This window comes from Mucilaginibacter sp. 5C4 (assembly GCF_034345625.1).
In the GTDB taxonomy this organism is placed as follows: Bacteria; Bacteroidota; Bacteroidia; order Sphingobacteriales; family Sphingobacteriaceae; genus Mucilaginibacter; species Mucilaginibacter aurantiaciroseus.
The window spans coordinates 260,953-274,109 of sequence record NZ_CP133775.1; the positions used below are offsets into that span (position 1 = coordinate 260,953).

Below are 13,157 nucleotides of genomic sequence, written 5' to 3' on the forward strand. Positions count from 1 at the left end.
TTTAAAAAAAATGAAAAAAATATTATATATCACCCTTTGCATTACCCTGCTGGCAGCCGGCTCATGTAAAAAAGATTTCTTAAACCGCCCTCCGCTAGGCGTTCAAACAGAAGAGAACTTTTATAAATCGCGAGATGCTGGTTTAAGAACTTTAGTAAAATGCTATCAGGTATTTAATGATGCATATGGGTATGAAGCGCCCCGTGCAGAACTTGGCAACATGGCTACAGATGATAGTGAAAAAGGTGGAGGAGATGCCGGTGACCGGCCCTTTGTAACCGATTTGGGTTATGGCAGGGCATTGTCAAGCAATCCGTCGCTACAGTCCGATTGGGCAACACATTATCAGGGCATAGGTAACTGTAACGTAGCTTTAGAAAATTTACCTGTGAATGAATTGATAGATGCTGCCGGAGCAAAGGTAACCGCCAATACAAAGGCCCGCTACCTGGCCGAAATTAGATTTATACGGGCATACCTATATTTTGAACTTGTAAAAACATTTGGTGGTGTCCCTCTTTTGGACAAAACACTAACCGTTAACAATGCCAATAAATTAAAACGTGCAACAGCTAAAGAGATATTTGAATTTATTGCAAAGGAGCTTGATGCTGTTGCGGCAGAAACCAGCTTGCCCGGAAAGAACGGGATGGATTATGACAAGGAAGCGGGGCGTGTTAATAAAGAAGCCGTGTGGGCTATGCAGGCGCGAGTTTACCTATATTTTGCAAAGGATGATAACGGCCTGTTTGCCAAAGCAAGGGATGCAGCCAAAAAAGTTATTGATGCCAATGTCTATTCGTTAGACAAGCAATTTCAGGATCTGTATTTAGTAAATAGTTATAAAACACAAGAGCCTATATTCTCAATCATAAAGGGCGATAATGCGGCTTCGAACATTTATGGCGCGTTTACCCCTCTTTATACTTCTCCGCGTGGGCCAACAGGTGCTTACGGATTCGACACCCCAACACAAGATCTGGTGAATGAGTTTGAACCCGGTGACCCGCGTTTGTTATTCACTATTATTGAACCCGGGGACGCCTTTCCAAAAGCATCAGGGCAGGAAGTATTAAATTTCTCGTCGTATCCAAATACCGGTTTTCATAACCGTAAATCTTATCTGATTCCGTTAAGGCGCGGCCCCGGCTTTGGCGACGATGCCTGGACTTTTCACCTGATACGCTACGCTGATGTATTGCTAATGTATGCTGAGGCCGTATTAGAAAGTGGCGGTGATAAGCAAACTGTTGCTAATTACATTAACATGGTAAGGCAAAGGGCCAGTAACTCAACCCGTACCGATGCTGAAGCTGTTAGTCGGGTTCGCACCATTGCTAACACGCCTTTACCTAATGTTACAGTAGGTGCTGACCTAAGAGTGGCAGTAAGGCACGAGCGCCGTATTGAGTTTGCAATGGAATACCAACGCTTGTTTGACCTTCAAAGATGGAACAACTATATCGAAACAATGAATAATTATGCAGGCAAACCCGGTTCAAATGGCAAAGGTGCTGCATTCAAAAAAGGCATTAACGAGTTGTTCCCTATCCCGCAAGCAGAGATCGACCGTTCGGGCGGATCAATAGTACAAAACCCAGGATATTAACATTATTGGCAGGGCGTTGCACTACTCCCTGCCAATATATAGAGACATAATTTTTATTGATATGAATGCATACAAATTGGCAATAAGGGTTGTTTTATTTCTCGTAGTTAGTAGCACATTTGCCTTTGCAACCCCGCCGGGTACTGCCAAACCCGAGATTAGCCTTACACTCATTCCTCCATCGCCGGTAACCGACCAGGTAACACTTGATGTACGGGCTGGGATATGGAATAATACCACTGCTAAAAAAACCATATATGTTTTATTTTACCTTGATAAAGTGGCAAAGGGAAACCTGTTGCACCAACAAACCCTAATCCTTGCAGCAAAATCAAACGGCTGCGTAAAATTTCCGTGGTCGACTCGAAATATGGCTGGTAACCATAAAATAATATTGGTTACCAAATCGGGCAAAAAAGTTTTATGTAAGGAGCGCCCTATGCAGGTACTGGCATCAAACATCCGCTCAACCCGACGGGTTGACGGGGCATGGCTGGGCTTTTATCATTGGAGCGAGGCGGAAGGTAAATTTTGGAATCCTGAGCTAAAAAAGGCAACCGATGAACAATGGGGCGAAATGATGACCGCCCAACACGCGCTCGAAATGAATATAATTGTTATTCAGGATGTTGTCCGTAATCCAACTGAATATGCAGGTAAGCATAACATTGAGAAGGATGGCTACAAAGGTGTTCCTTATTATCCCTCAAACCTATTTCCAGGGCATGTACCGATAGCGGCCGTTGACCCATTGGAAGCAGTGCTGGCGGCCGCGGATAAGAATGGCATGAATGTTTTTATAGGTGTGGGTTCGTATGCCTGGTTCGATTTTACTAATGGTTCGTTGGAATGGCATAAAAAAGTTGCCGATGAGCTGTGGGAAAAATATGGTCACCATGATTCATTTTACGGCTGGTATGTTAGCGAAGAACAGGATGGAGGACTTGGCGACGCGCAGGCAAGAAAAGACATTGTGCACTTTTTTAAAGAATTTAAGGCGTATGTTAATAAAATAGCCCCTGATAAACCGGTTATGCTCGCTACAAATTCGCACAATGTAGGCAGCGCTATCGATACTTATCGTAAACTGCTCCCTAATTTGGATATTTTGTGCCCGTTTGGATTTCACCGTATGCCCAGTACCGATTTTACTGGTGAACAATCTGCCAATAAGTTACAGGAATTGTGCAACGAAGCGGGCTCCCACCTTTGGATGGATATGGAAGTATTTGATTTTGCCGATGGCAATGCATTAGTACCGCGCCCGATCAAGGGATTACTGAGTGATCTGCACCGATTCCCAAATTTTGAAAAAATAATTTGCTACCAATTTACCGGCTTGTTAAATAGCCCAACGAGTTCGATCAAACCGGGAGGCCCTAATACGGTAAAACTCTACCTTGATTATAAACAATATCTCGACTCCATTACTACCCCTTTACAGAACTTAAAAGGCGGTACCGGCATACCTATCAATAAATAGAAATAATACAATTTATACTGCTATAATGAACATATTTGAATACCAAGAGATATATCGCGCCAACTTATTAGACAGCGTGGTGCCTTTTTGGGTTAATAACTCAGAGGATAAAAAATACGGCGGCTTTTTTACCTGCCTCGACGAAAAAGGGGAAGTTTACGACACCGATAAATTTATGTGGCTGCAATGCCGCCAGATATGGACACTTTCCATGCTTTATAACCAAGTAGAAAAGAAACAGGAATGGCTGGATATGGCTATACGTGGGGCCGAGTTTGTTAAAAATAACGGACGCGATGCCGAAGGCAACTGGTATTTTTCACTAACCCGCGAAGGGAAACCGATTATGCAGCCCTATAATATCTTTTCGGATTGTTTTGCGGCCATGGGGTTTGCCCAGCTTTATACAGCTACCAAAAACGAAGAATACAAAGCGATTGCCCTAAACACATTTTACAACATCCTTAAAAAGCGCAACGATAGTAAAGGCATCTACAACAAGCAAGTCCCCGGTACACGTCCGCTTCAAAGTTTTTCATTACCTATGATACTGTGCAATTTGGTATTGGAGCTGGAACATATACTTAAACCGGAACTTGTTGAGGAAACCATACAGCTGGGTATTCACTCGGTAATGGATGTTTTTTACAAGCCCGAATTTGGTTTAATACTGGAGAATGTTGCTCCGGATGGTAGTTTTGTAGATTCGTTTGAAGGCCGGTTGGTAAATCCGGGCCATGCAATTGAATCCATGTGGTTTATTATGGATTTAGCTTCGCGCGCGGGCGATGAGCAATTGATAAAGAAGGCTGTTGATATAACCATTGATACGATTGAGTACGGCTGGGACAGACAGCATGGCGGTATATTTTACTTCCTGGATGTAAAAGGGAATCCGCCACAGCAGCTTGAATGGGACCAGAAATTATGGTGGGTACATATTGAAGCCGTCATCAGCCTTTTAAAAGGTTATTATTTTACCGGCGACGAAAGGTGCTGGCAATGGTTTGAAAAAATACATGCCTATATCTGGAAACATTTTGTTGATGACAGGAATGGCGAATGGTTTGGCTACCTTAACAGGCGTGGCGAAGTGCTGCTGCCTGCAAAAGGTGGGAAATGGAAAGGTTGCTTCCACATCCCCAGGGGGTTATATCAAGGCTGGAAGGTACTGCAGGCAATAGAAGAAAAACGTGGTGTTTTGCACCGATAAAAAAATAACATGGCTATATTACCATTACAAACAACAGTTGTCGAGGAAAGTGTTAACCGGCAAAAACAGAATTATATACCGGCGCTTGTTGCATTAGGTGTACTCTATTTTATGATGGGACTAATCACCTGCTTAAATGATACCCTGGTACCTTTTTTTAAGAGTGGTTTTACCCTTAGTTACGCCCAATCATCATTGGTGCAATTCTACTTTTTTTTAACTTATGGTATTATGTCTATCCCGGCAGGTAAAGTGGTTGAAAAAGTAGGATATAAAAAAGGCATGGTGCTGGGTTTCTCCATTGCAGCTGTCGGCGCTATTTTGTTTTTCCCTGCCTCAATTTTGCATATATATGCCTTGTTTTTAGCTGCTTTGTTTATAGTGGCAATAGGTATTGTTATCTTACAGGTGGCGGCCAACCCCTATGTTACCGTCTTAGGGCCCGCCAAAACCGCGTCTTCGCGGTTAACCATGGTGCAGGGGGTCGGCTCAATAGGTACCACCATAGCTCCAATATTAGGTTCGTATTTTATCCTCTCGCAATTAAGTAATTCACATGGCTCAAGCGAGGCTGTACGTTACCCATACCTGGGTATTGCCGTTATGCTAATACTTATTGCGTTCACGGTTTCGCGATTAAAATTGCCGATTATAAAAACAGTCGGCAGCCAGCAAATAGCCCAATATGATGATCAAACTAAAAGTGTATTCTCATTTCGTAACCTAAATTTCGGAGCAATAGCTATATTTTTATATGTTGGTGCGGAGGTATCAATCGGCACTTTCCTAACCAACTACGTATCAGATATATTGAAGATAGGTATAAAAGATTCCAATACTTATGTGGCTTTTTACTGGGGCAGCATGGTAGTGGGCCGTTTGCTGGGTGCATTGCTTTTAAAAATAATTAAATCCTCTTACGTGTTATCAATATGTGCAGCAATCTCAATTTTTTTAATTGTCTTTTCAGTAACAAATACAGGGCAACTCGCTATTTGGAGTATGATTTCAATAGGTTTTTTTAACTCGGTAATGTTTGCAATCATATTCTCACTATCAGTAAATGGTTTGGGTAAATATACCACGAAGGCATCCGGTATCCTATCTACGGCAATTGTAGGTGGGGCTATTATTTCCTTTACACAAGGCCTATTAATTGATCATTTTACGTGGCCAATAGCTTTTATGCTCCCTTTGTTATGTTATCTGTATATCCTGTTTTATGGGTTAAACGGTTATCGCTCTAAATACAACTCTGCAACCTGAAATTAACGATCCCTTTTAGGCAGGCCGTCATTTAACTAAAAATTATGAAGGATATAGTTATTCTGAATTAACTATGTCACGTGATCTTCATGTCGCGGCTTGGGGCCGTTGCAAGTGTCATTATCGAAGCAGTTGAAAATGTATCGGGGCTTAATTTCCCTCTGTGCTGCTTCTATTTATCCGCATGCCGGTATCGGCATGCGGTATTTTCTAAAATCCCTCTTTTGGCTACGAAACCGCTTTACGAAAGCAGAGCGGCTTTTGCTTGTTATACTTATTCGCAACAATCCAACAAACCGGCGAAACCAATGCCTCTACCCACCCCAAAACCGAACGTCCTATGTTCGCTTCCGTTACAGCAAAACATATTTATCATCGCATAATTTTGTATATGTCAATATGTTGTAAATTTCAAATAGCCTTAGGGCTATTTGAAATACTTGAATCCTGATATATTCCATATTAACCTGTACCATGTGGCCGCCATGGCAACCCTGTTTTCGGGGTTTACACTTGCGTTGCTTTTAGCATTCGCAAAAAGGGAAGGCCAAGTAGCCAACCTGTTTTTAAGTGCCGCTTTAGCTGTAATTGTACTGAAGACCGGCGGGCTTTCGCCGCATTTTTACCGTAGCTGGGGCCGCTGTTGTATTTTTATGTGCGGCAGATGACGGTACCAAACCTACAATTTGGCCGAAAGGATGTTCTACATTTTTGCCCTTTGCTGGTTGCATATTGGATGCCGGGCTGGCTGGTGCTAATTTCGGTTGTCATTTATTTATACCTGCCACACCGGTTGATACAGCATTTTTGATAACTACATCGCCACAGATGCCAATATCAGAACCGATGGTTGGAAAGGATATGCCCCTTGAAAGGAAAGATATCCCGGTATCAAGCAAGAAAAATCAGCCAAAGGAAAGGCTTTTCCCCTAATGCACCGTCAGATCATGATGTTTAAAGCCTGGCTAAGAGGCACCCACCATCATTGCACTCATTTGCAGAAGTATATTGATGAATTTTGTTATCGCTTCAACAGGCTTAAATACCAGGATACCTTGTTTCATAAATTGATTGAACGAATGGTTTTTACTCAACCATCATTTTTATCAAAAATATCAATGCTTTTAAACGCCTTATTCTTTTTCCCTTTACATAAATTTTAGCTATGCATTTTATGCCATACAAAACTTAGTCGTTAAACTACAGTTTTTAAAGTAAAAAGAAAAGCCATCGACCAGCTTGCTGCCTTTTCATTTTTTATTTTACTTTTAGTAAATAACGGGTGAACTTTAACTTACACCAGTCTAATTATTTCTTTTAAAGCATTAATATTGTTTCTGTCAATATATAATTGCTCATTACTGTTGTTTGACGGCGTATCATGTCAAATTAAAAGCAATTATTTTTTATCATTCAACAGCATTTATTCGCGTAAATGTGCCATTCAACAGGCTCAGGGCATTATTATCAATAAGTTATTAAAAATGCTGACAGGCTAGTTAGCGGTAAATCAATATGGGGCACTTGCTTTGCAAGTATTATTGAGAATATGGTATTATTTATAAAAAATATGATTGGCCTTCAGTGCCGCATGTTAGCGAAAAACGAGTTAGAAAAACTTGGCATGTATTGTATTGCTGTAGATATCGGGCAGGTAGAAGTATTGGGCAGTCTTTCTGACCATCAGTTACGGTATTTTAAAGCCGCCTTATTAAATACCGGATTGGAATTGATTGAAGATCGAAAAATGATATTAATTGAAAGGATCAAAACTATTGTCCTTGATATGATAGACAACTCAGATTATCCCTTAAAAAACAACTTTTCGTTTCATTTAAGTCAGAAGCTGAACCTGGATTACACCTACTTAGCCAACGTTTTTTCAGCAATGCAAGGTATTACCCTTGAACATTTTATTATAGTCAATAAAATACGCCGTGTAAAAGAATTGATCTGTGCTAAGGACCTGAACCTTACCGAAATTTCCAGGAAACTTAATTACAGTAGTGTTGCCCATTTGTCAACCCAGTTTAAAAAAGTTACCGGGGTTACCCCTTCCCACTTTAAGTACATTAAATTTGCCGGTACATTGCTTCCTGCAATGTGTGAATTATAGAACTTATTCAAATAATTGTATAACATATCCGGCCAATACTCCGGTAGGTTTGTACTATACCCAACTCTGCCTATTAAGTTGGCGGCGCTAACAACTAATATTTAAAAAACTTTTATGAAAAAAAGAATTACTCCGACTATTAATAGCACTCAAGTGCCAAAAAGCAGAGGCTATACAAAAACATTCACCGCCATGTGGGCGATGGTTTTACTGCTTACGGTATTTATTGCTGGCTGTAAAAAAGATAAATTTATAGCTGAGCAAGGCGTATGCCCCGTAGTAGTAACCGACCCCATGGATAAGGCGGTTGATGTAGTACTTCCTAAAGTTATTACTGCAACATTTAATACCGATATGGATGCGGCTACTATTACCAAAACAACATTTATAATTAAGCAGGGCGCTAATGCGGTAAGCGGAACAGTTGCTGCCACTACAAACGCCCGTGTTTATACTTTTACACCAGACGTACCGCTACTGCCATTTGCAGTATATACAGGTACGATCACCAAAGGTGCTACCGATAAATTCCATACAGCCTTGGCTAATGATTACGTTTGGACATTTACTACTATTCCACAAATCACAATATCTGTGTTGCCGGCGGCAAGCGGTACAACCACAGGCGCTGGTACGTTTGCACAAGGGTCTACTGCATCGGTAACAGCGACAGCGGCGACCGGATTCGTATTTGTTAACTGGACAGACGGTGCGACCGTAGCCTCAACCAGTCCAAGTTATCAGTTTACTGTGGCAGGTAACAGGGCGCTAGTAGCTAATTTTGCCGCCATAGCAGCTGGCAAAGTGGCTTTAAACTTAGCAGCAAACCCTGTAGCTGGTGGCATAGTTGCCGGGCAAGGACAATTTAATATTGGCTCAACGGTTACCGCATCGGCAACACCAAGAGCAGGATATACATTTGTAAACTGGACTGATAATGGCACCGTGGTTTCCACCAGCTCAAATTATCAATTTGTGATAATTGTCAACAAAACATTAACGGCTAATTTTAGTGCGATACCAGCATCTCAATTTGCAGTTGTATTATCATCAAGCCCGGTAGCTGGTGGTTCAACAAACGGCGCAGGTTCATTTGCAGCAGGAACTTCGGTAACAGTAACCGCAATGCCTAATGCAGGCTATACCTTCGTTAACTGGACGGATGGCGCGACAATAGCCTCAACAAGCCCGGCCTATACTTTCCCGTTAAGCGCGAACCGGACATTAGTTGCTAATTTCTTATTGAACACTTACACGTTAACGGTAAATGCAAATGCGCTGATGGGCTCGGTTACAAAAAATCCAAACCTGGCCGTTTATAATAGCGGAGCTAACGTGCAACTTACAGCTACAGCAAAACCCGGATTTATATTCTCGTCATGGAGCGGCGATGCTACAGGATCTGTAAACCCGTTAACGGTGAACATGAACAGCAATAAAAACATTACCGCAAACTTTACTGCGGTGGTAGCGCTTGGCCCGTTATTGCCAGGACTTGGTGCTGCTGCTACCTTTAGCATATTAACCGAATCCGGAATATCAACTACCGGTACTACTTCAATAACCGGTGATATCGGCGTAAGCCCGATAACATCAACAGCCATAACAGGCTTTGGATTGATAATGGATACCAATGGTCAAACATCGCATACACCCATAGTAACCGGAAAAGTTTACGCGGCTGATTATGCCGTGCCAACGCCGGGTAATTTAACAACGGCTATAGGCGATATGGAAACGGCTTATACCAATTCAAATAACCTGGTAACACCGGCACCAGTAGTTGGTTTAGGCGCAGGCGATATCAGTGGTTTAACATTGCCTCCCGGCTTATATAAATGGAGTACGCAGTTATTAATAACAAACACAGGGGTAACACTTGCAGGCGGGCCTAATGATACCTGGGTTTTACAAATAGCCGCAGATTTGATTGTAAATAATACCGCCATCATCCATTTAAAGGGAGGTGCGCAAGCCAAGAATATCTATTGGGTTGTTGCAGGCCAGGCCACGCTTGGTACAGCTGTTGACTTTAGTGGTAATATCCTAAGTAAAAACCTGATCTCTTTAAATACCGGTGCTAAGGTTACCGGCAGGTTATTAGCTCAAAAAGCGGTTACGTTAAATGCTGCTACAGTAATAATCCCTTAATATTAATCCTCCTTAAAGTACACTCCCGCTGGGAGTGTACTTACTTAATTCACTTACATTAAAAAGAAACATATGTTACTACAATATAAAATGATAAAAAGGGCTATCCTGCTTTCGGCGATGGTTATCCTTTCACAAGTTGCCGCACAGGCACAAGTTACCCCACCTACCTGGTGGTGGGGTTTATCGGGCGCTGCAAATTTTAACTTTTACGATGGTACAACCCAAACGCTTAATAGCAGCCTAATGGTTCCTACCGCTTTTCATAAAGGGTTTGGTATAAGGCCATATGGCTCTGTATTGGTGGAGTATCGTCCGGCGGGTGTCTGGGGCATCATGCTTAACGTAGGTTATGATGGCCGTGGTGGCAAATTTAATGATGTTGTAGCGCCTTGTAACTGCGATGCAACCTTGCGTACCAATGCTGCCTATATCGCTGTCGAACCAAGTTTACGTTTAGCGGTACCAGCATCAAACCTATACTTTTTTGCAGGTCCGCGTTTAGCGTTCAATATCCAAAAAAGTTTTTCGTACACACAAGTTAAGCAGCCGAATACTAATGGCGAATTAAGCAATATGCGCAAAACATTAGTATCCGGGCAAGTAGGCATTGGTTATGAGATACCATTGGCAGCTGCCACTAATCCTAATAAGATTAGCCTTTCGCCATTTATTTCTTACCAGCCTTATTTTGGCCAGGCGCCACGCAGTATTGAAAGCTGGCAAATAACAACTGTACGTGCAGGTATTGCCCTTAAATTTGGTAAGGGTCATAAAAAAGTTGTGGAAATACCAGCAGTTGCGATAATACCGGTTGATGTTACATTTGCCATACGTGCGCCCAAGACGGTACCGTTAAAACGCCAGGTTAGCGAAACTTTACCTTTGCTTAACGCTGTATTTTTTGATGATGGTGCCAACACTATACCCAACCGTTACGTAGCGCTTAACAACGCGCAGGCTGGTACCTTTAGAGAAGAACAATTGCAGGCAGAACAATCAGTAACCATGTCTGGTCGTTCTGCAAGGCAGTTAAACGTATATCATAATGTCTTAAACATTTTGGGTGACCGTATGCGCGCCAATCCGGGTACTACTATATCATTAACCGGCGCTCCCGCAGATGATGGTAAAATAATGGCCGAATCAATAAAAATGTACCTTACGGGCACATTTGGCATTGATGGTTCACGTATTACTACGCTAGCCCGCAAAAAACCAGCTAATCCTTCAGAACAACCGGGTGGTAACAAAGAGCTTGTTTTACTACGTGCGGAAGACAGAAGAGTTGATATTGCCAGCACATCGCCCGAATTGCTAATGGAAGTTGGCGGCGGAATGATGAAGCCTGTACATATTAACACCATGCAAACAGATCCATTGGATAGCTACGTGATCTTAAATGTTGATGGCGCTAAAAAACAGTTTAACAGCTGGTCGATAAATGCAACTGATGACAGAGGTGTAACTCAACATTTCGGTCCGTTCACCAATGACCAGGAAAGTGTGTCAGGCATAACGATGATTGGTAATAACCCTGAGGGAAATTACAAGATCACGATGACCGGCGAAACTAAAAACGGAACAATCGTTACCAAAGAAAGCACTGTTCATTTAATACGCCAGGACGCTACTATCCAAAAAGGTTTCCGTTACAGTGTATTATTTGATTTTGATAAAGCGATAGGCATAGCATCATACAATAAATTGTTAACTGATGTAGTATCGCCTTTAATTACCGATGGATCGACTGTTATTGTACATGGCCATACCGATATTATTGGTGAAGAGGATTATAACCAAAAATTATCTGACAGCCGTGCACAACAAACACAAAAGGTGCTTGAAAGCAGCTTGTCGGCAACCGGCAAAAACAATGTTAAGTTTGAAACACTTGGCTTCGGTGAAGACATCAATCATTCGCCATTTGAAAACACGTTGCCTGAAGAACGTTTTTATAACCGTACGGTTGTCATAGACATTATCCCGGCAAATAAATAATATGCAGGTTATTGCTCACTAATTATACAAGAAAAAACCCACAGGCGGTGGGTTTTTTCTTGTATAATTAACTGGATATCATGAAAGCTATATAAAGCATGTAGTTATGGTTACTTTTATTGGCCCGACCTTGACATTTTACCAGTTCGCCCGTTCATTATTTCCGTGATGAATAAGGCATTATGTTTTCATATCTGTCCGATGGATATTTAAAAATTAGTGACAATTAATTTTTAAACTTTGTAATGTTTTGCAAATTGCGAGGTAAGATTTGTAATTAATCTGCATCAAAAAGTGGTTAGTAATTCGGTGCGTAGTATATCGAAAACTATATAAAGTATTGTGAGTCGATTTGGTTTTAATTATGTTCGATTCCCCTACGGACTACATTAAAACTGCAAAATCCCATACAAATCGTGTAAAAGAATAACTACCTATTGTTAAGTTAATCATGTAATGACGGATAAAGTCTTTTCAGTTTTATGCGCGCATCCTTATTTTCAAACTGCCAGTTAATTTTGCTATTCTTATTATTTCTGCTGTTCTGCCATGCCGCCACTTCTCCTTGATTTTTTGCATTGTTGGAATATGCCTATTTAAGCATTGTCCATTCAATACATGCAATTCTATCTCGGCCATGTTTAGCCAGCTGCCGTGCTTAGGTGTATAAACAAACTCAAACCTATCCAATAGCCTTTTGGCTTCGGCAGGTTCAAATGTTTCGTAAAATGCAGAATGACTATTCCATTACCAGAAAAGGAAGAGGCTAAAGGAAACTTTATTTAACCACCTATTTACAAATGAGTTTTATAGTTTAACTGGCTTAAGTGTAGGTGTTACTATAACTAATACTGTTAATGCACATAGATATTTTAATGAACCTTACTTTTTTTTAAGTAAGCCGATTATGGGCACTAATAACACTTTTTAATTATTTGATAACATGTACAGCAACGAATAATTCCCAAAAAGAATGGAATACGGCGAACAGTATCATGTAAATTATAATCTTAAAAAAGGATTTTCAGATCAAATGGAGAAGTTAGAGCAGGAAGTAACTATTACCTCTGTTGTAGCAACAACTGTAGGAGAAAAATTTCTTTCAAATTCAATGTCAATTGATGGTTTATTTAAATATAAAAAGGGCGATTAACCTTTTGTATGGAATCTTATATGTGAAAAAAAGAAATCCGCAAAATTACGGTGAACTTTGCGGATTTCGGTAAAAGTTAGTGGTCCTGACGAGAATCGAACTCATATCTAAAGTTTAGGAAACTTCTATTCTATCCGTTGAACTACAGGACCGGTGTTTTTAGGA

Annotated in this window: 11 protein-coding genes, 1 tRNA gene and 1 pseudogene; 11 read left to right on the top strand and 2 right to left on the bottom strand. The window is 41.1% G+C overall.

Annotated features, from left to right (window positions below; translation table 11 throughout):
* Window positions 1–10 precede the first annotated feature (10 nt).
* From RHM67_RS01140 to RHM67_RS01180, 10 genes are all read left to right on the top strand, one after another.
* On the top strand, window positions 11–1,609 hold the full coding sequence (locus RHM67_RS01140; protein ID WP_322229769.1) for a RagB/SusD family nutrient uptake outer membrane protein: 1,599 nt from the start codon (window positions 11–13) through the stop codon (window positions 1,607–1,609).
* A gap of 61 nt (window positions 1,610–1,670) precedes the next feature.
* Window positions 1,671–3,092: a DUF4434 domain-containing protein gene (locus RHM67_RS01145; protein ID WP_322229772.1), complete on the top strand. Its 1,422-nt coding sequence runs from the start codon at window positions 1,671–1,673 to the stop codon at window positions 3,090–3,092.
* Between the two features lie 25 nt (window positions 3,093–3,117).
* Window positions 3,118–4,305 (top strand): AGE family epimerase/isomerase, encoded by a 1,188-nt coding sequence (locus tag RHM67_RS01150; RefSeq protein WP_322229774.1) that lies wholly within the window; start codon window positions 3,118–3,120, stop codon window positions 4,303–4,305.
* Window positions 4,306–4,314: 9 nt separating this feature from the next.
* The gene (locus RHM67_RS01155) at window positions 4,315–5,571 is read left to right on the top strand and encodes a sugar MFS transporter (RefSeq protein ID WP_322229777.1); all 1,257 of its coding nucleotides are present in this window, start codon (window positions 4,315–4,317) and stop codon (window positions 5,569–5,571) included.
* A gap of 440 nt (window positions 5,572–6,011) precedes the next feature.
* A complete protein-coding gene (locus RHM67_RS01160) occupies window positions 6,012–6,239 on the top strand; it encodes a hypothetical protein (protein WP_322229780.1) in 228 nt (75 codons plus the stop codon).
* Window positions 6,240–6,282: 43 nt separating this feature from the next.
* Window positions 6,283–6,504 (top strand): hypothetical protein, encoded by a 222-nt coding sequence (locus RHM67_RS01165; protein ID WP_322229782.1) that lies wholly within the window; start codon window positions 6,283–6,285, stop codon window positions 6,502–6,504.
* Between the two features lie 17 nt (window positions 6,505–6,521).
* On the top strand, window positions 6,522–6,734 hold the full coding sequence (locus RHM67_RS20570) for a transposase (RefSeq protein ID WP_416182870.1): 213 nt from the start codon (window positions 6,522–6,524) through the stop codon (window positions 6,732–6,734).
* A gap of 428 nt (window positions 6,735–7,162) precedes the next feature.
* Window positions 7,163–7,687, top strand: a complete 525-nt coding sequence (locus RHM67_RS01170; protein ID WP_322229784.1) for an AraC family transcriptional regulator — start codon at window positions 7,163–7,165, stop codon at window positions 7,685–7,687.
* 114 nt (window positions 7,688–7,801) lie between these two features.
* Window positions 7,802–9,838 carry an ice-binding family protein gene (locus RHM67_RS01175; protein ID WP_322229787.1) on the top strand — a complete coding sequence of 679 codons (2,037 nt, stop codon included), beginning with the start codon at window positions 7,802–7,804 and terminating at the stop codon, window positions 9,836–9,838.
* 90 nt (window positions 9,839–9,928) lie between these two features.
* Complete coding sequence (locus RHM67_RS01180; protein ID WP_322229789.1) at window positions 9,929–11,839, top strand: outer membrane beta-barrel protein; 1,911 nt, start codon at window positions 9,929–9,931, stop codon at window positions 11,837–11,839.
* Window positions 11,840–12,284: 445 nt separating this feature from the next.
* Here the strand turns inward: RHM67_RS01180 and RHM67_RS01185 are convergent.
* Window positions 12,285–12,583, bottom strand: a pseudogene (locus tag RHM67_RS01185) (transposase); the annotation flags it as partial.
* A 229-nt stretch (window positions 12,584–12,812) separates the two neighbouring features.
* Here RHM67_RS01185 and RHM67_RS01190 point away from each other — a divergent pair.
* Window positions 12,813–12,992: a hypothetical protein gene (locus RHM67_RS01190; RefSeq protein ID WP_322229791.1), complete on the top strand. Its 180-nt coding sequence runs from the start codon at window positions 12,813–12,815 to the stop codon at window positions 12,990–12,992.
* 80 nt (window positions 12,993–13,072) lie between these two features.
* On the opposite strand, the gene RHM67_RS01195 is transcribed toward RHM67_RS01190, so the two are convergent.
* A tRNA-Arg gene (locus tag RHM67_RS01195) sits at window positions 13,073–13,144 on the bottom strand.
* Window positions 13,145–13,157: the final 13 nt, after the last annotated feature.